General features: G+C 63.3%; 18 protein-coding genes and 1 pseudogene. 11 read left to right on the forward strand and 8 right to left on the reverse strand.

What is annotated here, in order from left to right; translation table 11 throughout:
* Positions 1 to 7 precede the first annotated feature (7 nt).
* The 3 genes from NKL04_RS06285 to recJ all read left to right on the forward strand — a co-directional run bounded on the left by NKL04_RS06285 (position 8) and on the right by recJ (position 4,623).
* Positions 8 to 1,225: an LL-diaminopimelate aminotransferase gene (locus NKL04_RS06285; protein ID WP_023681615.1), complete on the forward strand. Its 1,218-nt coding sequence runs from the start codon at positions 8 to 10 to the stop codon at positions 1,223 to 1,225.
* 50 nt (positions 1,226 to 1,275) lie between these two features.
* A complete protein-coding gene (locus NKL04_RS06290) occupies positions 1,276 to 2,589 on the forward strand; it encodes a homoserine dehydrogenase (protein WP_023695460.1) in 1,314 nt (437 codons plus the stop codon).
* A gap of 249 nt (positions 2,590 to 2,838) precedes the next feature.
* Positions 2,839 to 4,623, forward strand: coding sequence for a single-stranded-DNA-specific exonuclease RecJ (gene recJ, locus NKL04_RS06295; RefSeq protein WP_023701219.1), 1,785 nt, complete (start codon positions 2,839 to 2,841; stop codon positions 4,621 to 4,623).
* Between the two features lie 15 nt (positions 4,624 to 4,638).
* Here recJ and NKL04_RS06300 read toward each other — a convergent pair whose 3' ends face one another.
* From NKL04_RS06300 to folE, 3 genes are all read right to left on the reverse strand, one after another.
* A complete protein-coding gene (locus NKL04_RS06300) occupies positions 4,639 to 5,610 on the reverse strand; it encodes a patatin family protein (RefSeq protein WP_023667624.1) in 972 nt (323 codons plus the stop codon).
* An 84-nt stretch (positions 5,611 to 5,694) separates the two neighbouring features.
* A complete protein-coding gene (hisI, locus tag NKL04_RS06305; RefSeq protein ID WP_023695458.1) occupies positions 5,695 to 6,153 on the reverse strand; it encodes a phosphoribosyl-AMP cyclohydrolase in 459 nt (152 codons plus the stop codon).
* A gap of 35 nt (positions 6,154 to 6,188) precedes the next feature.
* Entirely contained in the window at positions 6,189 to 6,824 is a 636-nt protein-coding gene (folE, locus tag NKL04_RS06310) for a GTP cyclohydrolase I FolE (protein ID WP_023667622.1), read from the reverse strand.
* Between the two features lie 241 nt (positions 6,825 to 7,065).
* On the opposite strand from folE, the gene NKL04_RS06315 reads away from it, so the two are divergent.
* Both NKL04_RS06315 and tolA read left to right on the forward strand, forming a co-directional pair.
* Positions 7,066 to 7,512: an iron-sulfur cluster assembly scaffold protein gene (locus NKL04_RS06315; RefSeq protein WP_023701218.1), complete on the forward strand. Its 447-nt coding sequence runs from the start codon at positions 7,066 to 7,068 to the stop codon at positions 7,510 to 7,512.
* Positions 7,513 to 7,572: 60 nt separating this feature from the next.
* The gene (tolA, locus tag NKL04_RS06320) at positions 7,573 to 7,968 is read left to right on the forward strand and encodes a cell envelope integrity protein TolA (protein ID WP_156933737.1); all 396 of its coding nucleotides are present in this window, start codon (positions 7,573 to 7,575) and stop codon (positions 7,966 to 7,968) included.
* On the opposite strand, the gene NKL04_RS06325 is transcribed toward tolA, so the two are convergent.
* Positions 7,965 to 8,900: a LysR substrate-binding domain-containing protein gene (locus NKL04_RS06325; protein WP_023701216.1), complete on the reverse strand. Its 936-nt coding sequence runs from the start codon at positions 8,898 to 8,900 to the stop codon at positions 7,965 to 7,967. The genes tolA and NKL04_RS06325 overlap by 4 nt on opposite strands.
* A 374-nt stretch (positions 8,901 to 9,274) precedes the next feature.
* On the opposite strand from NKL04_RS06325, the gene yidD reads away from it, so the two are divergent.
* Both yidD and blaOXA read left to right on the forward strand, forming a co-directional pair.
* Positions 9,275 to 9,643 carry a membrane protein insertion efficiency factor YidD gene (yidD, locus tag NKL04_RS06330; RefSeq protein ID WP_023667617.1) on the forward strand — a complete coding sequence of 123 codons (369 nt, stop codon included), beginning with the start codon at positions 9,275 to 9,277 and terminating at the stop codon, positions 9,641 to 9,643.
* Positions 9,644 to 9,800: 157 nt separating this feature from the next.
* Positions 9,801 to 10,615, forward strand: a pseudogene (blaOXA, locus tag NKL04_RS06335) (class D beta-lactamase).
* A gap of 13 nt (positions 10,616 to 10,628) precedes the next feature.
* Here the strand turns inward: blaOXA and NKL04_RS06340 are convergent.
* Positions 10,629 to 11,465 (reverse strand): SAM-dependent methyltransferase, encoded by an 837-nt coding sequence (locus NKL04_RS06340; protein WP_023695453.1) that lies wholly within the window; start codon positions 11,463 to 11,465, stop codon positions 10,629 to 10,631.
* 207 nt (positions 11,466 to 11,672) lie between these two features.
* On the opposite strand from NKL04_RS06340, the gene thrS reads away from it, so the two are divergent.
* Positions 11,673 to 13,646, forward strand: a complete 1,974-nt coding sequence (gene thrS, locus NKL04_RS06345; RefSeq protein WP_023667614.1) for a threonine--tRNA ligase — start codon at positions 11,673 to 11,675, stop codon at positions 13,644 to 13,646.
* An 85-nt stretch (positions 13,647 to 13,731) separates the two neighbouring features.
* Positions 13,732 to 14,670, forward strand: coding sequence for a lysophospholipid acyltransferase family protein (locus NKL04_RS06350; protein ID WP_023701215.1), 939 nt, complete (start codon positions 13,732 to 13,734; stop codon positions 14,668 to 14,670).
* 59 nt (positions 14,671 to 14,729) lie between these two features.
* On the opposite strand, the gene NKL04_RS06355 is transcribed toward NKL04_RS06350, so the two are convergent.
* Positions 14,730 to 15,692, reverse strand: coding sequence for an RgsD C-terminal domain-containing protein (locus NKL04_RS06355; protein WP_023701214.1), 963 nt, complete (start codon positions 15,690 to 15,692; stop codon positions 14,730 to 14,732).
* 165 nt (positions 15,693 to 15,857) lie between these two features.
* On the opposite strand from NKL04_RS06355, the gene NKL04_RS06360 reads away from it, so the two are divergent.
* Both NKL04_RS06360 and NKL04_RS06365 read left to right on the forward strand, forming a co-directional pair.
* Positions 15,858 to 16,442, forward strand: coding sequence for a nitroreductase family protein (locus NKL04_RS06360; RefSeq protein ID WP_023701213.1), 585 nt, complete (start codon positions 15,858 to 15,860; stop codon positions 16,440 to 16,442).
* Between the two features lie 106 nt (positions 16,443 to 16,548).
* Positions 16,549 to 18,450: a CASTOR/POLLUX-related putative ion channel gene (locus tag NKL04_RS06365; protein ID WP_023701212.1), complete on the forward strand. Its 1,902-nt coding sequence runs from the start codon at positions 16,549 to 16,551 to the stop codon at positions 18,448 to 18,450.
* On the opposite strand, the gene NKL04_RS06370 is transcribed toward NKL04_RS06365, so the two are convergent.
* Both NKL04_RS06370 and NKL04_RS06375 read right to left on the reverse strand, forming a co-directional pair.
* Entirely contained in the window at positions 18,447 to 19,322 is an 876-nt protein-coding gene (locus NKL04_RS06370) for an HpcH/HpaI aldolase/citrate lyase family protein (RefSeq protein WP_023701211.1), read from the reverse strand. The two genes, NKL04_RS06365 and NKL04_RS06370, sit on opposite strands and share 4 nt — an antisense overlap.
* Complete coding sequence (locus tag NKL04_RS06375) at positions 19,322 to 19,834, reverse strand: MaoC family dehydratase (protein WP_444848965.1); 513 nt, start codon at positions 19,832 to 19,834, stop codon at positions 19,322 to 19,324. The genes NKL04_RS06370 and NKL04_RS06375 overlap by 1 nt, the downstream gene beginning before the upstream one ends.
* Positions 19,835 to 19,862: the final 28 nt, after the last annotated feature.

Genomic DNA, 19,862 nt, shown 5'->3' on the forward strand with positions numbered 1-19,862 from the left:
AACTGACATGGAAGAATTTCACAAGGTCCGCCGGCTTCCGCCCTACGTGTTCGAGCAGGTCAACCGGCTGAAGGCCAGCGCCCGTTCGCGCGGCGCTGACATTATCGACCTTGGCATGGGCAATCCCGACCTGCCGACTCCGAAGGCGATCGTCGACAAATTGTGCGAAGTGGTGCGCGATCCGCGCACGCATCGCTATTCCTCCTCGCGCGGCATCCCAGGTCTGCGCCGCGCCCAGGCCGCCTATTATCAGCGCCGTTTCGGCGTGAAGCTCAATCCCGACACGCAGGTGGTGGCGACGCTCGGTTCGAAGGAAGGCTTCGCCAATATGGCGCAGGCGATCACCGCGCCGGGCGACGTGATCCTGTGCCCCAACCCGACCTATCCGATCCATGCTTTCGGCTTCATCATGTCGGGCGGCGTCATCCGTTCGCTGCAGGTCGAGCCGGATGACGGCTTCATCCCGGCGCTCGAGCGCGGTGTCCGTCATTCGATCCCGAAGCCACTGGCATTGATCCTCAACTATCCGTCTAACCCGACGGCGCTGGTCGCCTCGCTCGATTTCTACAAGGACGTGGTCGCCTTCGCCAAGAAGAACGACATCATCATCCTGTCGGACCTTGCCTATTCGGAGATCTATTTCGACGGCAATCCGCCGCCTTCGGTGCTGCAAGTGCCGGGCGCCATCGATGTCTGCGTCGAGTTCACCTCGATGTCGAAGACCTTCTCCATGCCCGGCTGGCGCATGGGCTTTGCCGTCGGCAATGAGCGGCTGATCTCGGCGTTGACGCGGGTGAAGTCCTATCTCGACTACGGCGCCTTCACGCCGATCCAGGTGGCGGCGGCGCATGCGCTGAATGGCGACGGCGCCGACATCGCCGAAGTGCGCGAGGTCTATTTGAAGCGCCGCGACGTCATGGTCGATGCCTTCAGCCGCGCCGGCTGGACCATTCCGGCACCGGCTGCCTCGATGTTCGCCTGGGCGCCGATCCCGGAGCCGTTCAAGCATCTCGGCTCGCTTGAGTTTTCCAAGCTCCTGATCGAGCACGCCGACGTGGCGGTGGCGCCGGGCATCGGCTTTGGCGAGCATGGCGACGATCACGTCCGCATCGCGCTGGTCGAGAACGAGCACCGGATCCGGCAGGCGGCGCGCAACATCAAGCGCTTCCTGGCGTCCAGCGCCAAGCAGCCGAACAATGTGGTGCCGCTCGCCGCGCATCGCTAAAGTCGCCGCACATCTTATTCGAGTAGATTTTTTGAGGGGCGTCGCCGGGCATGGCTGAAGCGTTGCGTGTTGGAATTGCGGGTCTGGGTACGGTCGGCGCCTCGGTGGCGCGCGTGCTGCGCGACAAGGCAGCGGAGCTGACGCGCCAGTGCGGACGCGATGTCATCGTCACGACCGTTTCCGCGCGCGATCCCAAGCGCGACCGTGGCGTCGACCTCAGCGCCGCCAAATGGTTCGACGATCCGATCAAGATGGCGCAGGCCGCCGATATCGACGTCTTCGTCGAACTGATCGGCGGCGACGAAGGGGCAGCGCGCGCGTCGGTCAAGGCAGCACTTGAAGCCGGACGTCATGTCGTCACCGCCAACAAGGCGCTGTTGGCCAAGCACGGCGTGGCGCTTGCCGAAATCGCCGAGAAGAGGGGCGTGCTGCTCAACTACGAGGCGGCAGTTGCCGGCGGCATCCCGGTCATCAAGACGATGCGCGAGGCGATGGCCGGCAATTCGGTCACCCGCGTTTTCGGCATCCTCAACGGCACCTGCAACTACATCCTGACCCGCATGGAGGCCGAGGGCATCTCCTTCGACGAGTGCCTGAAGGACGCGCAACGGCTGGGCTACGCCGAAGCCGATCCGACTTTCGATATCGAGGGCCATGACACGGCGCATAAATTGTCGATCCTGACCAGCCTGGCCTTCGGCACCAGGATCGCCGCCAACGACATCTACATGGAAGGCATTTCCAATATCAGCCAGGCCGATATCCGCGCCGCGGGCGACCTTGGCTACCGGATAAAATTGCTCGGCGTCGCGCAGCGCACCGACAGCGGCATCGAACAGCGTGTGCACCCGACCATGGTGCCGACCGCGTCGGTGATCGCACAGGTGCATGGCGTGACCAATGCGGTGGCCATCGAAACCGACATTCTGGGCGAGCTGCTGCTCTCCGGCCCCGGCGCCGGCGGCAACGCCACCGCGTCCGCCGTGGTCGGCGATATCGCCGACATTGCCAAGAGCCGGCCGGGCTTCCAGCACGGTCCGGTGTTCGGCCTGCCGGCCAAGGAACTGCGGCCCTACAAGAAGGCGCAGATGCGCAGCCATGCCGGCGGCTATTTCATCCGACTGACCGTGCATGATCGCATCGGCGTCTTTGCCGCGATCGCCAAGCGCATGGCCGACAACGACATTTCGCTGGAATCGATCGTCCAGCATGCCGTCAGCGGTGAGACCGACGCGCAAAAGACGGTGATCCTGGTCACCCACGAGACGACGGAAGCAGCGGTGCGCAAGGCTGTCGACGGCATCACCAAGGACGGCCACCTCACAGACAAGCCGCAGGTTATCCGCATCGAGCGTGCGGGCTAGGCCAAGTCATTTTTCTCCTTTAACCGATTGATGCTGCTGCTGAAAAGTGGTTTCAGACGCCATAATGCTCTATCTCTTTGATTTGGAGCCGGATTGAGATTTCAGGTCGAACCCACCAATCATCATCGGGCTCTGGCGGAGGCGTGAGTCGCGAGATCAAGGCGTCACCAGGATGTGGAAAAGTTTTGAGACTTTCGTGTTTAGCCGTCGCATATTGCCGGAAATGACAATCTATAGATTACGCCTCCTATGACGGGCGACAAACGCTTCTTCCTCGATGTCAGGCAGTCGGCGACCGGTGTTTCCTGGGAACACCGGTTGAGCGAGCGGCAGGACATGACTGCGCTCGCCATAGCGCAGGGCCACGGCGTGCCCGACATTGTGGCGCGCGTGCTCGCCGGGCGCGGCGTGACCGCGGACCAGGCCGAGCGCTTCCTCGATCCGACGATCCGCAATCTGTTGCCGGATCCGGCTTCGCTGACCGACATGGGCAAGGCTGCGACCCGCATCGCCGAAGCGGTCATGGCCAAGGAGAAGGTGGCAATCTTCGGCGACTACGATGTCGACGGCGCCGCCTCTTCGGCGTTGCTCAAACGCTTCCTGACGCATTTCTTGGTGCCTTCGGAGATCTACATTCCCGACCGCATCTTCGAGGGCTACGGCCCCAATCCGGAGGCTATGCGCGAACTGGTCTCGCGCGGCGCGACGCTGATCGTCACCGTCGATTGCGGCACCAACAGCGCTGTCTCCATTGATGCCGCCAAGGCCGCAGGCGCCGATGTGGTGGTGCTCGACCACCATCAGGTCGGCGGCCCGCTGCCGGAGGCGACCGCGGTCGTCAATCCCAATCGCGAGGACGACCTTTCCGGGCAAGGCCATCTGTGCGCCGCCGGTGTCGTCTTCCTCACTCTGGTGCAGACGGCGAGGGTCCTGCGCAGCCGATTGCCCGACGCAGCGCCACCGGACCTGTTGTCGTTGCTCGACTTGGCGGCGCTGGCCACGGTTTGCGATGTGGTGCCGCTCATCGGCGTGAACCGCGCTTTCGTCGTCAAGGGACTACAGATGGCGCGGCAGCAGAAGAATGAGGGGCTCGCCACACTGGCGCGGGTGTCCCGCATTGGTGAGCCGATAAGCACCTTTCATCTCGCCTATCTGATTGGGCCGCGCATCAATGCCGGCGGCCGCATCGGCGATGCAGCACTTGGCAGCCGGCTGCTCGCCACCGACGATCCGGTTGAGGCCAGGACCATTGCCGAGACACTCGACCGGCTCAACCAGGAACGCCAGCAGATGGAGCTGGAGATGCTGGCAGCGGCGCGCGCCGAGGCTGACGCCGAACTTGCCGGCGGCAACGGGCCGGCCATCATCGTCACCGCCAGCACCAATTGGCATCCCGGCATTGTCGGCTTGATCGCCTCGCGGCTGAAGGACCATGCGCGGCGGCCGGCCTTCGCCATCGCCTTCAACGCCAATGGCATCGGCACCGGATCCGGCCGTTCGGTGTCGGGCTTCGATCTCGGACGGCTGGTGCGCGCAGCCGCCGATGCCGGGCTGATCGTCAAGGGCGGCGGCCACGGCATGGCCGCCGGCATCACGGTGGAACGCGCCAAGCTCGGCGAACTCCGTGCTTTCTTCGAGGAGCGCGCGGCGGCCGAAGTGTTCCGGCTGCAGGACGAAGAAAGTCTGGCCGTCGACGGCGCGCTCGCCGCCGAGGGCGCGACGATTGCTTTGCTCGATGCACTGGAAAAGGCCGGGCCTTTCGGCGCCGGCCATGTCGCGCCGGTGTTCGCGCTGCCGCGCCATCGGCTGGCCGACGCGCGGGCCGTCGGCACCAACCACATCCGGGCCGATCTGCAGTCGGAAAGCGGCGGCCGCATCCAGGGCATCGCCTTTCGATCCGTCGATACCGCGCTGGGCGAATTCCTGTTCAAGAACAGGGGCAACACGATCCATGTAGCCGGCTCGCTGTCGGGGAATTATTGGAACGGCAACCGCACGGTGCAGTTCCGCATCACCGATGCGGCCAAAGCCTGACATTGCCGAATTGGTTTAAGCGAGAACCGTCTGCAGCCGCTTCAACTCGCTGATCTGCGCCATCGTCGCCTGGTAACCGACGCTGATCGCCTCATCCGCGCGGTGGAATTCGGTCAAGCCGATATGGCTGAGTTTCGGTTGCAGCGACATGTCGGGCGGATCGCCCGCCAGCCTTGCGCGTGAAATCCGGTCCTGGATGATGTTGAAAGCTTCGACCATGACGCCGGTGATGCCGAGACGGCTCTGGTGCGGCTGGTGGTCGGGGCTGGCCTGGCCTGGCCGGGGCGCGTCCTTCTCGATGAGCAGTTCGCCGGCGCTGTGCTTGATGACGGCGGCGCGGCCGAACAGATCGTAGTGAAGGTTGACCGCGACGACCAGCGGCTGCTCGTAGGCGCGGCAGACCGAAACCGGAACCGGGTTGACCAGCGCGCCGTCGACCAGAATGCGGCCGTTGCAATTCACCGGTTCGAACACGCCGGGCAGCGCATAGGAAGCCCGCATCGCGGTGATCAGCGAACCGCTGGACAGCCAGATCTCATGGCCGGTGCGAATTTCGGCGCCAACGGCGACGAAGGGTTTCGTCAGATCCTCGAAGCGGATGCCTGCCATGTGCTCGCGCAGCCTGACGTCCAGTTTCATGCCGCCGAACAGGCCGCTGCCGCGCAGATTGAGATCGAGCAGGCCGAAGATGCGCCGCTTGGTCAGGCTGCGGGCGAACTCCTCGAGTTCGTCCAGCTTGCCGGCGAGATAGCAGCCGCCAACCAGCGCGCCGATCGAGGTGCCGGCGATCATTGAGACTTCGATGCCGGCTTCGTCGAGCGCGCGCAGCACGCCAATGTGCGCCCAGCCGCGTGCGCAGCCGCCGCCCAGCGCGAGCGAAATGCCTGTCTTGCCCGCGGGTTGCGGGTCAGGCACCCCGCCGGACGATGAGGGGCCATTGGCCTCCCGCACGTCCGGTCTGCTACGCAATGACGCCCACTCGAGCATCATGATCTCCCTTGTCCCGCGTCCGTTCTACAGGAAGGACGTTTGAGAATAGTGAATATGAGTGGTTTGCGACTGTTGAATGGTTCACGCGGGCTTCCGATAGGTTTTTTCCGCATCGAACAGCGGCGTGCTGCCATCGTCGGCAAGCGTTGCCTTGCCGCCGATTAGCCCCACCGTCCGATAAAAACATGAACGCCGGCCGGTGTGACAAGTTGCGTCGTGGCCCAACACTTTGACGCGCAACCATATGGCGTCCTGGTCACAATCCGTGAGCATCTCGACGACGGTCTGAAAATTGCCTGATGTTTCGCCCTTCTTCCACAGCGTGCTGCGCGAGCGCGACCAGTAGTGCGCGATGCCGGTTTCGAGCGTCAGCGCCAGCGCCTCGGCATTCATATGCGCGACCATCAGCAGCATACCGTCAGCGGCGTCGGTGACGACGACGGTGACCAGCCCGGCAGCATCGAAGCGCGGGGAAAACACCGCGCCTTCTTCGAGAGCCTTCTTGTCTGATGGAGCCTTGGGAAATGTTAGTGCCGACATCGCCGGTCCTTGATCTAGCGATGCCGGCGAGAGGCTTACGCCCCGAGGCCGCGCACCATGGTGACGAAACGGACCTGTTCCTCGGGCGTGTCCTTGAACACGCCGGTGAAGGTCGAGGTCAGCGTGGTGGAGCCCTGCTTGCGGATGCCGCGCATGGCCATGCACATATGCTCGGCCTCGATCATGACGGCGACACCGCGCGGATTGAGCACGTCCTGGATGACGCCGGCGATCTGTGCGGTCATGGCCTCCTGAGTCTGCAGGCGATGGGCGAAGATATCGACCACACGGGCGATCTTGGACAGGCCGACGACCTTGCCATCCGGGAGGTAGCCGACATGCGCCTTGCCGATGATCGGCACCATGTGGTGCTCGCAATGCGAGTGGAACTGGATGTCCCTGACGATGACGAGATCGTCATAGCCGGCGACTTCCTCGAAAGTGCGGCCGAGCTCTTCGGCCGGGCACATGTCATAGCCGTTGAACATTTCGAGAAAGGCCTTGGTGACGCGCTTGGGCGTGTCGATCAGGCCCTCGCGGTCCGGATTGTCGCCGGTCCAGCGCAACAGCGTGCGCACGGCGGCCTCGACCTCGGCTTCGCTCGGCCTGTCGGTGACCGGCTTGTCCAGATAGTCGGAAGGGGGCATGATTTTCTTGATGACGGCATCCATAAAGGCGTCTCCCGTAGTTCCTCTCTCAGGAGGAACGAGTTGAACGGACCACGACCTTTCGGGTGCTGAAAACTCGCCCGGTTTCCAGCCCGCAAGCGGCGTGAACGAAATGGGCAAGGACGGCGGCTTTGCGTTGCCTTGTCGATACCCGACTGCCAGCATTATATATGGTCGTGCGCAGCGAATGAAAGACGCCACAGCGGCAATCGCTGTTCGCTTGGCGGCGACGGATTGGAAAAATATGATTGACGACGTCTACAATGCGAAAATTCTGGGTTTTGCCGGAAACATCGCCCGCATAGGCCGGCTCGATCATCCGGATGCGAGTGCCAAGGCTCATTCCAAATTGTGCGGCTCGACGGTAACCGTCGACCTCAAGATGGACAATGGCGTCGTCACCGATTTCGCTCATGACGTGAAGGCTTGCGCCCTCGGCCAAGCCTCGTCCTCGATCATGGCTCAACATGTCATCGGCGCCAGCGCCGACGAATTGCGGGCGGTGCGCGACACCATGCTGAAGATGCTCAAGGAAAATGGCGCGCCGCCGCAAGGCCGCTTTGCCGATCTGAGATATCTGGAGCCGGTGCGCGACTACAAGGCGCGCCATGCCTCGACCATGCTGACCTTCGATGCGGTCGTCGATGCCATCGGTCAGATCGAGAAGAAACGCGCCGAACAAGCGGCGTGACCCTTGCCATTTGATCGCCAAAGCCTGGTGTTCGCCGCGAGCCTTGCTGGCGCAGTTGCGTTGAGCAGCGGCGCGAGCCGGGCGGACGTGGCGGTCCAGCGCGATATCGGCGAGTATCTCAAGAAGGCCATCCAGCTCTGCTGGAGCATACCTGTAGACGCCCACAGCATAGTCCGCGTCCAGTTCAGCCTGAACAAGGACGGTTCGCTCGCCGGTCCGCCAAAAATCCTCAGCCCTGCGCCACCGACGCCGGACAAGGTTGCCGAGGCCGCTGTCCGGGCCATCTCGCGCTGCGCACCATTTTCCAGGCTGACATCCTATACGGCCCATTATGATCTGTGGCGTGATGTCGTGCTGACATTCGACCCGGGACAGGATACTTCGGACAGGGCTCTGGGCATCGATGCGAAGGAGCTCGACCAAGCCCTCGAAAAATTCCGCAAGAAGCCAAATTAGCTGAGGCCGGTCAGGCGGCTCTTGGTTTGCTGCGCCCGTCTGCTTTCGGCAAATTCGCTTCTCACCCAGTCGGCGAAGGCCTTGGCCGGCTCCGCCAGGTCCTTCAAACTCCTGGCGACCAGCCAGTAGGCGCCCGATGCGACATCAATGTCGAACGGCTTGATCAGCGCGCCGGATGCAATCTCCTCGCCGATCTGCAAGAGGTCGCCCAGCGCCACGCCGTGGCCGAGCAGGGCCGCCTGCTTCGACAGCGACACATCCGCCAGCATAGGGCCGCGCGCCGGAATGGCGTCGGCGGCGACGCCAGCCGCTTCGAACCAGCGCGCCCAGCCCTGACGATTTTCCTCGTGCAACAGCGTGTAGCGGGCAAGGTCGAGCGGCTTTTCGAGGGCAGGGCCCGATGCCAGCAAGACCGGCGACAAGACCGGTGAATCGACGGTCGAGGCTAGCCATTCGGCCTCGCTGCGCGGCCATGAGGTGGCGCGCGCGCTGAAGCGCAAGGCGAGTTCGGGCTGATCGCTGCGGAACTCGATCGGCCTTGGGTCGACTTCGAGGGAAACGTCGATATCGGGCCGCAACTGGCTGAAGCGGTTGAGCCGCGGCAACAGCCATACAGAGGCCAGCGACGGCTCGACGCTGACGCGAACCACCGACTGCGCCGGGGCCGCCACCAGGTCCGAAACCAGCCTGTCGATGTCATCGAAACTCCTGACCAGCTGATCGAGCAGGCGCTGGCCGGCCTCGGTCAACTCGACGCGACGGTGATGACGGTGGAACAAGGGCTGGTGCAGGAACTGCTCGAGTTCGCGGATCTGCCGGCTGATGGCGGCCTGGGAGACGAACAGCTCCTCGGCGGCCCGGCTAAAGCTCAATTGCCGGCCGGCTGCCTCGAAACTCCGCAACGCCGTCAGGGGCAACCGTCCGCGCTTCATTTCGCATAACCCGAAGTTATCCGAACCGGAAATTATACTCGTTTGAAGGCGAAGGCCAGCGGGCGTCTAATCCACCTCAAAGGAGATGCGGCCATGATCCAGTTACTGGAAATCTTTTGCGATGTGATGCGGATCGCGACGTTTCAGTGGCATGGCCACAGGCGGCATCATGTGCAGCGCACCGAGCAAAGGCCGGCCACCCGCTGGGCGGCTCCATCGGAGCGGCATCCCTTTCGCCGCTCGCGACCCTGAGCCGACAAAGAGGCGAGTGAGTGAAGAGGATTGCGTTTGCCGGCCGAAGCTCACATCTATCGGTTTGGAAACGCAAGCTGACCCGGAAGCCGGTTTCGGGTCGCGTTCGGAAAGAGACTGCGGTGGGCGACCAGCATCGGCATGTGCATGCCGCCGGACGGACCCGGCGCGGGCGCAACTGGCCCGGTCCCTGGCGCAAAACACCCGGCCGCATTTTCGGCACGTCGCTGGTGCGCCTCTATCAACTGACGCTGTCCGGATTTGTCGGCAATTCCTGCCGGCATCTGCCGACCTGTTCCGAATACGCGCATGAGGCGATCGCCCGCCATGGTCTGTGGGCCGGCGGCTTCATGGGGCTGTTCCGCGTGCTGCGCTGCGGCCCTTTCGGTTCGCATGGCATCGATCGCGTGCCGGAGGTACTCGATCAGCGCTATGTCTGGTTCATGCCATGGCGTTATTGGCAGATCGGCAGGAAGCGCGGCGAGGCCTGACGGCGGGCGCGCTGGTCCCTGATCCAGATCGCCAGCGCGGCATTTCTTTACAATCCGGTAAGGTTAACAACGGGCTGCACAAAGACTGCGCATTTGAGTCAAAATCGAGCCAAGACACTTGGCTAAGCGCCTCCTGTTCATTCCCAGGAGAGCCCACATGCGTCGGATCGAAACCCATCCCTTCATCATTGCCGCGGTCCTCTTCCTGCTGGCCTGGTTTCTGGGATTTCCGATGCGGGCGCAATCGGCTCCGCTTGGCGATGTCGCCTGCACGCTTATCCAGGACGCGGCGAGCGGCGAGACGCTGTATCAAAGCGGCGTCTGCGACCAACGCGTCAGCCGGCGTCGACCTTCAAGGTGCCGCTGGCGCTGATCGGCTACGACAGCGGTATCCTGAGCGATGCGCATACGCCGACCTGGGACTACAAGCCTGAATTCAGGGCCGTGAGCCGCGACCACAAAGCCGTCGACCCGACGATCTGGGAGCGCGACTCGATCGTATGGTATTCGCGCGAGATCGTGCGCCGGCTCGGCGCAAAAAGCTTTGCCCTCTACGTCTCGAAATTCGGCTACGGCAACATGGATGTCTCGGGCGATGCCGACAAGGACAACGGGCTCACGCAATCCTGGATAAATTCCTCGCTTGAGATATCGCCGGTCGAACAGACAGCCTTCCTGCGCCAGCTGCTCGCCGGCAAGATGCCGGTTTCTGCCAAGGCGCATGAGATGACCCGAGCCATCCTGCCGACTTTCCAGGCCGGCGGCTGGACGGTGCGGGGCAAAACCGGCAGCACCAGGCTGGGAAACAGCAAGGACAAGCGCGCGCTGGGCTGGTTCGTCGGCTGGGCCGAAAAGGGCGGCCGCCGGATCGTCTTCGCCCGGCTGGTCGTCGACACCAAGCCGATCGACATGCCGAAAGGCCCGGCGACACGCGCGGCGTTACTGAGGGAGTTGCCGCAACTGGTGAAGTGAACTTGCTTTAGCTTCAAGTGCTCCGGCGGGCACGAAGGATGTGGCCGCCGGAATTCCTTGTCTCCGCCTTTGGCGTCCTGGAGAAGCGGGCGGCGATGTCGCTGCTTTCCAGATCTTCGATCTCATCGAAGCCGAGCTCGCGCAGCGATTGCGCCAGTGCCGCGGGCACGAAGAAGCTGATCCAGGGCTCTCCGGCAGCGGCGACGCGCGCCGCATGGAAAGAGAGGGCAGCCTGTCCAGCCGCATCGCGGTTCTCGGCCGGCTCGCTGTAGTCGAAGACGACCTCCGAACCGGGCATGCCGGCAATCCAGGACAGGGTGCTGAAGATTGCGTCCTGGCTCAGATACGGAACGACACCCAGCCAGATGAAGAAACTGGGCTCGGTCTGCCGCAAACCGGCCGATGCCAGGCCATCCGCGGGGCGCTGGCGCTCGAAGTTGACCGGCACGAACATGGTGGCCCGCGGTTCGGCAAGACCAGCATCGGCGATGCATTTCCGTTTCCAGGCCTGTGTCGCCGGGTGATCGACTTCGAACACCGCGACATCAGGGTACGGATTGCGCAGCGAGAAAGTGTCGAGGCCGGCGCCGAGCACCACCACTTGCTGGACGCCCCGGCGCACCGCCGCAGCCAGCCAGTCCTCGGCGAGGCGGGCGCGCGCTGCCACGAACAGGCGCATGCGCCGGCTGCGCTCACCTTCCTGCTCGAGCTCCTGCACCGTCGGTGCGGCATCGCCCAGTATCGCACTCGCATATGGGTCGCGAAACAGCGCCGCCTGCTGCGAGAACTGGTGGAGGGCCCGCATGCGCGCGACGCCCAAGGCGGTTCGGCTGGATTTTGCGTCTTCCATGCCGGGGATTCCAACCTCGTGTCGGGGAAATTCGCAAGCCTGTGCGACTGGCCTGCGACATCTGTCGCGCCATTTCCTGACAGCTGCGCCAACGACGGCTCTTTACCTGATGCCGCGTGGCCTCTAAAACCCGCCCGCTGCCGGATGCCTCCGGCTTCACACCACGACCACCCGCGCTCGTTTGCGGGACTGGATAGGAGATACCCGATGCTGAATTCCGTTTCCCTGACATTTCCCGATGGCTCCGTCCGCGACTATGACGCGGCGATGACCGGTGCGGGCCTCGCCGAATCGATCTCGAAGTCGCTGGCCAAGAAGGCTGTCGCCTATGCCATCGACGGCACCGTTCGCGATCTTTCCGACCCGCTTGGCAAGTCCGGCAAGGTCGAGATCATCACCCGCAGCGATCCGCGCGCGCTGGAACTCATCCGTCATGATGCAGCACACGTGCTGGCGGAGGCCGTGCAGGAACTGTGGCCGGGAACGCAAGTGACCATCGGGCCGGTGATCGAGAACGGATTCTATTACGACTTCGCCCGCAACGAGCCGTTCACGCCTGACGATTTCCCGGTGATCGAAAAGAAGATGCGCGAGATCATTGCGCGTAACAAGCCGTTCACCAAGGAAGTCTGGTCGCGCGACAAGGCGAAAAAGGTCTTTGCCGAGAAGGGCGAGCGCTACAAGCTCGAGCTGATCGACGCCATTCCCGAAGACCAGGATCTCAAGATCTATTCCCAGGGTGACTGGTTCGACCTCTGCCGCGGCCCACACATGGCCTCCACCGGGCAGATCGGCAACGCCTTCAAGCTGATGAAGGTGGCCGGCGCCTATTGGCGTGGCGATTCGAACAACCCCATGCTGACCCGCATCTACGGCACGGCCTGGGCCGAGCAAGCTGAACTCGATGCCTACCAGACGATGCTGGAAGAGGCAGAGAAGCGCGACCACCGCAAACTCGGCCGCGAGATGGACCTGTTCCATTTCCAGGAAGAGGGGCCGGGCGTCGTCTTCTGGCACGCCAAGGGCTGGAAGATGTTCCAGAATCTGGTCAACTACATGCGCCGCCGCCTCGACGAGCAGGGCTACCAGGAGGTCAACGCACCGCAGGTTCTCGACAAGAGCCTGTGGGAGACGTCTGGCCACTGGGGCTGGTATCGCGATGCCATGTTCAAGGTGACGGTGGCCGGCGACGACACCGACGACGACCGCGTGTTCGCGCTGAAGCCGATGAATTGTCCGGGCCACGTGCAGATATTCAAGCATGGGTTGAAATCCTATCGCGATCTGCCCGTAAAGCTTGCGGAATTCGGCAATGTGCATCGTTACGAACCGTCCGGCGCCTTGCACGGGCTGATGCGCGTGCGCGGCTTCACGCAGGACGATGCGCACATCTTCTGCACCGAGGAGCAGCTGGCCGCGGAGTGCCTGCGCATCAACGATCTGATCCTGTCGACCTACGCCGATTTCGGCTTCGACGATGTCAGCGTGAAGCTGTCGACGCGGCCGGATAAGCGCGTCGGCACCGACGAGGCCTGGGATCATGCCGAGGCGATCATGGGCAACGTGCTGGATACAATCAGGACGCGCTCGGGAAACCGCATCAAGACCTCGATCAATCCGGGCGAGGGCGCTTTCTATGGGCCGAAATTCGAATATGTGCTGAAGGACGCCATCGGCCGCGAATGGCAGTGCGGCACCACGCAGGTCGACTTCAATCTGCCGGAACGCTTTGGCGCCTTCTACATAGGTTCGGATTCGGAAAAGAAGCAGCCGGTGATGGTGCATCGCGCCATCTGCGGTTCGATGGAACGCTTTCTCGGCATCCTGATCGAGCATTATTCCGGTCATTTCCCGCTGTGGTTCGCGCCGCTGCAGGTGGTTGTGGCGACGATCACCTCGGATGCTGACGACTATGCGCGAAAGGTCGTCGCACAGTTGAAGGCGGCAGGACTTTTGGCCGAACCGGATCTGCGCAACGAGAAGATCAACTACAAGGTGCGTGAGCATTCGCTGGCCAAGGTTCCTGTGATCCTCGTATGCGGCAAGCGCGAGGCGGAAGAGGAGACGGTCAACATCCGCCGGCTCGGCTCGCGCGATCAGGAATCGCTCAAGCTGGCCGACGCGCTGAAGCTGCTTTCCGACGAGGCTGTTTCGCCCGACCGAAGGCGCAGCGCGGCCTGAGCAATCAATATTTCGGAGAAATGGCGGTGGAGCGATCCACCGCCATTTTCACATGCCTGTCACGCCAACCTTGTAACGAGCCCCCATGCTCAAGCTGAAGATACGGGAAAGGCCGTTTCCCGAACTCTCCTACGCCAATGCGAGCCAGCCGGCGCTGACGCGCTGGTTCATCCATTCCATTGAAGGTCTGTCGGGGCGCGACCGGTATGCCGCGCTCTATGATTTCTGGCGCCGCCAGGTGGCGCCGACCGGCGAGCGCGTGTTCAGCCGCATGCTGGAGCTGATCGACGTCGAGGTGCGCAGCACCGATCGGTGGCCGCCGGCGGGGCTGCCGGACACGCCGCTGGTGATCGTAGCCAACCACCCGTTCGGCATTGGCGACGGCATTGCCGTGCTGTCGCTCGTCGAGCAGCTCGGGCGTCCGTTCCGCGTCATGATCCACAAGGATCTGCTGAAGATCCGCGAGATGGAACCGTACTCGCTGCCGATCGACTTTTCCGAGACCAAGGACGCGGTGAAGAACAACATGGCGGTGCGCCACGAGGCAGTGCGGCTGTTGAAAGAGGGCGTCACCATCGTCGTATTTCCGGCCGGCGGCGTCGCCACGGCGCCGAAAGGCTTTGGCCGGGCGCGCGACCTGCCGTGGAAGATGTTTCCGGCGCGCCTCGTGCAGGACGCCAAGGCGTCGGTGGTGCCGATGCATTTTTCAGGTCAGAACGGCCGGCTGTTCCATCTGGTCAGCGGTCCGATGAACATGGCCGAGCGCGAAGGAAGGGTGGCGAAATTCGTCGGCAAGGCGTCGCTGACGTTGCGCCTTTCAATGCTCATCCGCGAATTTGCGCGGCTGTCCGGCAAGGCGATCGACGTGCGCGTCGGCGATGTGCTGAGCTGGGATGAGTTGGAGCCATTGCGCGACCGCAAGACGCTGCTCGACCGTCTTCATCGCGGTGTCTTCGACCTAGCGCCCGACGCGCCGCGCGGCCGGGTCCACTTCCTGCAGCGCCGCCTGTGCAAGGCCGCCTGACGTAGCCCTGAACTACCACTTCAACTGAGCAGCCAAACCGATGCCAATGGGCGCGCCGGTCAGTCGGCGCCTTCCTCCGGATCGATCGCAGAGGCATCAGTGGCCAGCACCTCGATCTCCTGGTTCTGCCCAGCGACCACGGTGAAATCCTTCTGGTAGATGCGGTCGCGGTTCTTGGCGATGATGGTGTATTGGCCTTCGGCCAGCACCATCGAGGCGAAGGCGCCGACGGCCTCCTTGATCGGATCGCCGGATTCGTTGAGCAGCGACCAGGATGTATCGGCGATGGCCTCGCCGCCGGTCTCGCGCACCAGCTTCATGGTCTCCTCCGCCGCGCGATGCTCGACGGTGGCTTCGGTCAGCTTGCCGGCTTCGACACGGATGTCAGAGCGAATAACGGCATTGACCGCGCCATAGGTGGAGACGACATGATAAACGCCGGCGTTGAGCCGCACGACGCTGTTCGGCTCGACATCGGGAATGATCAAAGCGCGGTCGCCATTGGCCTCGGCGGTGCCCTCATAAATGGAGAAGCGCAGTTTTTTCGGCGGAATACGCGCGCCGCCCGACAGCACCGCGTCGAGCTTGAGGCCGCCGGCATCGAGCACCAGGCTTTCGCGCCTGGCGTCCTTGCCGACGGTGATGCGCTTGGTGGCGCCGGCGCGTCCGTATGAGGCGTGGACCAGATAGCTGCCGGGTTCGAGCTGGAACACGGCGCTGCCGCCATGCGCGGAAGCCACCATCGGCAGCTTGCCGTCGCCGGCGGCCTCGGGCTTGAAGACGCGCCAGACGATGCCGCGCGTGATGTCGGCGCCCTTGTCGGTCAACTGCGCCGACAGCGTTATGGCACCGCCGCCACCGAGTGCCAGCGGCGTCTCGCCCTTGGGCGGTGCATAGCTCGAAATATCGGGGAGTTTCAGATTGCCGATGCCGTCGGCATTCTGCGCCATGGCCATCGAGGCCGGCGCAAACAGCGCTACGGCGAGCCAAATCAGGAAAAGGCGCGATCTCCCCTCAAACATGCCTTGCGTTGAAGCCCAAGGCGGTGGCAATTTCAAGGCTTAAGAGTCCGACCGCCTTGGCAACAGGTTCTTTCGTCCGGCGCGCCCGCGCCAATGCCCGAGCCGCCCCGATCCGCAATGGCGCGCTTCAGCTCAAAATCGAGTGCTTTAGGAGACCTGGCCCCCATGGCGTCGCCGATCATCGACTTCCTGCTGACCCGAAACTCCGCACCGATTCCTGAATTGAAGGAACCGGCGCCCAGCGATGGCGATATCGCGACCATGATCGCGGCTGCAAGCCGTGTGCCCGATCACGGCCGACTGGAGCCGTGGCGCTTCATCCTTTATCGCGGCGAGGCGCGATTCGAGATCGGCAGGAAGCTGGCGGCGCTCGCCGAACAGCGCGAAGGGCCGCTGCCGGAAAACCGCCGCAACCAGGAGCTTGCGCGGTTTTCCCGCGCGCCGCTGGTGATCGGCGTGGTGTCGGTTCCGAAGGACAATCCAAAAATCCCGCAATGGGAAATGTTCCTGTCCGGCGGCATGGCGGCGCTGAACCTGATGATTGCAGCCAATGCGCTGGGCTATGGCACCAACATGATCAGCAACTGGTATTCCGATGTGGCCGAGGGCAGGGCGATCCTGGGGTTGGCGCCGCAGGAGCGCGTCGTCGGCTTTATCCATATCGGCTCCTACCAGGGCCCGGCGCCGGAACGGCCGCGACCCGATCCGGCAAAGCTCTATGCCGATTATGAGGGGCCGTGGAACGGCTGACACCCGAAAGCGATTCCCCTTTATTTAAACACAGGCTAAGACAGCGGCTTCGGCGAGCGTTGGGGTTGGCGCATCGACCATAGGGATATTGGGGGACGCCGGCGACATGAAGAAACGAGACTCGCTGGGAACCCGGCTGCGCTACGGGTTTGACAAGAGCATGGCCGCCGGCCCTATCGCGCTGATCGGCTGGCTCGCCGTCGCTTCCCTGCTGATCATCATCGCCGCCGCGGCTTTCCTTGCGGTGACCCGCATCGCGCCGGAGGGCGGCGAACCGCTGAACTTCTTCGAAGCGTTCTGGGAATCGCTGATGCGCACGCTCGATTCGGGCACGATGGGCGGCGACACCGGCTGGGCCTTCCGTCTCGTCATGTTGTTTGTCACGCTTGCCGGCATCTTCGTCGTGTCGGCCCTCATCGGCGTGCTCAGCGCCGGCGTCGACAGCAAGCTCGATGAATTGCGCAAGGGTCGTTCTCGGGTGCTTGAGAGCGACCACACCATCATCCTCAACTGGTCGCCGTCGATCTTCGACGTCATCTCCGAACTCGTCATTGCCAATGCCAGCCGCCGCCATCCGCGCATTGTCGTCATGGCCAATATGGACAAGGTGGCGATGGAGGACGAGATCGCGGCCAAGGTCGACAAACTGGGCAATACGCGCATCATCTGCCGCAGCGGCGACCCGACCGACCTCTACGACCTAGCCATCGTCAACCCGCAGAGCTCGCGCTCGATCATCGTGCTGTCGCCGGAGGGCGACGACCCGGATTCGCAGGTCATCAAGACAGTGCTCGCGCTGGCCAACGACCCGAACCGGCGCACGGCGGCCTACAACATCGCCGCCGAGATCCGCGACGGCAAGAACGCCGAGGTCGCCCGCGTCGTTGGCGGGGCCGAGGTGCAGCTTGTGCTGGCCGACCAGCTGATCTCGCGCATCGTCGTGCATTCGAGCCGGCAGTCGGGTCTCAGCGGCGTCTATTCGGAACTGCTCGATTTCGACGGCTGCGAAATCTACACGACCGAGCAGCCTGATCTCACCGGCAAGACCTTCGGTGAGGCGGTGATGGCGTATGAGCATTGCACGCTGATCGGGCTCTGCGACCAAACCGGGCGCGTCAATCTCAACCCGCCGTCGGATCTGGTGATCGGCAAGGACATGCGCGCCATCATCATTGCCGAGGACGATGCCGCCATCAAGCTGGGAAGCGCCGGAGCCAAGATCGATGCCGCGGCGATTCTTCGCCATCAGCCCATCGAGGCGAAGCCGGAGCGCACGCTGATCCTTGGCTGGAACCGGCGCGGTCCGATCATAACCTATGAACTGTCGCGCTATGTCGCGCCTGGTTCGATCCTGACCATCGCCGCCGATACGCCAGGCCTCGAACAGGAAGTTGCCGGGCTGCCGGTCGTCGGCGACAATCTGTCGGTTTCCTGCCGGATCACCGACACGTCGAGCAGCACAGCACTGGCAAGCCTGGACGTGCCTTCCTACGACCACGTGCTCGTCCTCGGCTACAGCGAGACCATGGCAGCGCAGCCCGCCGATACGCGCACGCTGGTGACGCTGCTGCATTTGCGCAAAATCGCAGACGATGCCGGCACGCATATCTCGATTGTCAGCGAAATGATCGACGTGCGCAACCGCGAGTTGGCGGCGGTGACCAAGGCCGATGACTTCGTCGTCAGCAACCGGCTGGTCAGCCTGATGCTGGCGCAGGCATCGGAGAACCAGCATCTCGCAGCGATCTTCGATGACCTGCTCGACGAGGAGGGCTCCGAAATCTACATGCGTCCGGTCGGCCACTATGTCGCCATCGATCAGCCGGTGACGTTCTGGACGATCGCGGAATCGGCGCGGCTGCGCGGCGAGATCGCCATCGGACATAGGCGCGTTCGCGCTGCGCAGAGTGATGAGCGGGCTCTGGGCGGCGTCACCGTCAACCCGTTGAAGTCGCAAGCGCTGGCCTACCTGCCTGAGGACCGGGTCATCGTGCTGGCGCGGGACTAAACCCCGACTGCCTTGGCGCGAGCCAGAAGCCGTTCGGCGAGCCTGAGATGCGGCCGGTCATACATCTTGCCGTCAATGCCGACCACGCCGGGATTTCCGGCCGCCTCGAAGGCCGCGACGATGGCCTGCGAGCGTTGCACTGCCTCCGCCGATGGCGTGAAGGCGGCGTTGATGACCGGCACTTGCGCCGGATGGATCGCCATCTTGCCGGCAAAGCCGTCACGCTCGGCCTCCGTGCATTCGGCTTCGAAGGCGGCCATGTCGCGAAAGGCAGGGAAAACCGTGTCGATCGCCGCGACTTCAGCTGCGCCGGCGGCAAGGATGGTCATGGTGCGGGCAAGGCGGAAGACATCGGTGTAGCGGCCGTTGTCGTCGCGCGCAGCCTGCGCGCCGATCGCCGCCGACAGATCTTCGGCACCCCAGGTGAGGCCGGCAAGCCTGGCGCTTGCCCCGGCATAGGTCGCGGCGGCCAGCAACCCAGCAGCGGTCTCGGTAATGATCGGCAGGATCTTGATCGCGCCATCCGGCAATCCGTTTTCGGCCTCATGTACGCGGAGCTTTACGGATAGCTGCTGGACATCCTGGCCGCTGTTCGACTTCGGCAGCATGATGCCGTCGGGTTTGACCGGAACCAGGGCGGCCAGATCATCGTCGGTCAACCCGGTCGATAGGTCGTTGACTCTGATATAGATGGCGGAGCTTGTCTGCTGCCTGTTGCCGGCAATAAAGCGTGCTGCGATGTCGCGTGCCGACGGCTTGTTTTGTGGCGCCACGGAATCCTCAAGGTCGACGATGACCACGTCGGCGCCGGCGCCAAAACCCTTCTCCAGTTTCTTTTTGGAATCCCCGGGCACAAACAGCAGCGAGCGCATCAGGCCGCCTTTTTCATCATCATCGCCTGGCGCGTGCATTTGGCAACGAGCACATCGTTCTGATTGTAGGCGTGATGCTCGAACTCGACGATGCCGCGGTCCGGCTTCGATTTCGAGTCCCTGACTGAGAGCACCGTCGTTTCGACACGGATGGTGTCGCCGTGGAAGACCGGGTGCGGAAACACCGTCTCCTTCATGCCGAGATTGGCAATTGTGGTGCCGACGGTGATGTCATTGACGGAAATGCCGATCATCAGGCCGAGCGTGAACAGCGAATTGACCAGCGGTCTGCCCCATTCGCTCTTGGCGGCGAAGTCGAAGTCGATGTGCAGCGGCTGTGGGTTCAGCGTCATCACCGAGAACAGCATGTTATCGCTTTCGGTGACGGTCTTGCGCAGCGTGTGCCGAAAGACATGTCCGACGACGAACTCTTCGAGATAAAGCCCGGGCATCGTTTTTCTCCTCCGCTGCCTGACGGTTGATAGGCGCTGCCCATGCCACCCGCAAGCCAGTTAATAAACATGGTGAACCGTTCGTAAA

This window comes from Mesorhizobium sp. C264A (genome assembly GCF_040324515.1).
Taxonomy (GTDB): domain Bacteria; phylum Pseudomonadota; class Alphaproteobacteria; order Rhizobiales; family Rhizobiaceae; genus Mesorhizobium.

Coding starts and splice junctions, on each gene's coding strand:
- NKL04_RS06285 (WP_023681615.1), top strand. CDS start 8: ATGGAAGAATTTCACAAGGTCCGCCGGCTTCCGCCCTACGTGTTCGAG.
- NKL04_RS06290 (WP_023695460.1), top strand. CDS start 1,276: ATGGCTGAAGCGTTGCGTGTTGGAATTGCGGGTCTGGGTACGGTCGGC.
- recJ (WP_023701219.1), top strand. CDS start 2,839: ATGACGGGCGACAAACGCTTCTTCCTCGATGTCAGGCAGTCGGCGACC.
- NKL04_RS06300 (WP_023667624.1), bottom strand. CDS start 5,610: ATGCTCGAGTGGGCGTCATTGCGTAGCAGACCGGACGTGCGGGAGGCC.
- hisI (WP_023695458.1), bottom strand. CDS start 6,153: ATGTCGGCACTAACATTTCCCAAGGCTCCATCAGACAAGAAGGCTCTC.
- folE (WP_023667622.1), bottom strand. CDS start 6,824: ATGGATGCCGTCATCAAGAAAATCATGCCCCCTTCCGACTATCTGGAC.
- NKL04_RS06315 (WP_023701218.1), top strand. CDS start 7,066: ATGATTGACGACGTCTACAATGCGAAAATTCTGGGTTTTGCCGGAAAC.
- NKL04_RS06325 (WP_023701216.1), bottom strand. CDS start 8,900: ATGAAGCGCGGACGGTTGCCCCTGACGGCGTTGCGGAGTTTCGAGGCA.
- NKL04_RS06340 (WP_023695453.1), bottom strand. CDS start 11,465: ATGGAAGACGCAAAATCCAGCCGAACCGCCTTGGGCGTCGCGCGCATG.
- thrS (WP_023667614.1), top strand. CDS start 11,673: ATGCTGAATTCCGTTTCCCTGACATTTCCCGATGGCTCCGTCCGCGAC.
- NKL04_RS06350 (WP_023701215.1), top strand. CDS start 13,732: ATGCTCAAGCTGAAGATACGGGAAAGGCCGTTTCCCGAACTCTCCTAC.
- NKL04_RS06355 (WP_023701214.1), bottom strand. CDS start 15,692: ATGTTTGAGGGGAGATCGCGCCTTTTCCTGATTTGGCTCGCCGTAGCG.
- NKL04_RS06360 (WP_023701213.1), top strand. CDS start 15,858: ATGGCGTCGCCGATCATCGACTTCCTGCTGACCCGAAACTCCGCACCG.
- NKL04_RS06365 (WP_023701212.1), top strand. CDS start 16,549: ATGAAGAAACGAGACTCGCTGGGAACCCGGCTGCGCTACGGGTTTGAC.
- NKL04_RS06370 (WP_023701211.1), bottom strand. CDS start 19,322: ATGCGCTCGCTGCTGTTTGTGCCCGGGGATTCCAAAAAGAAACTGGAG.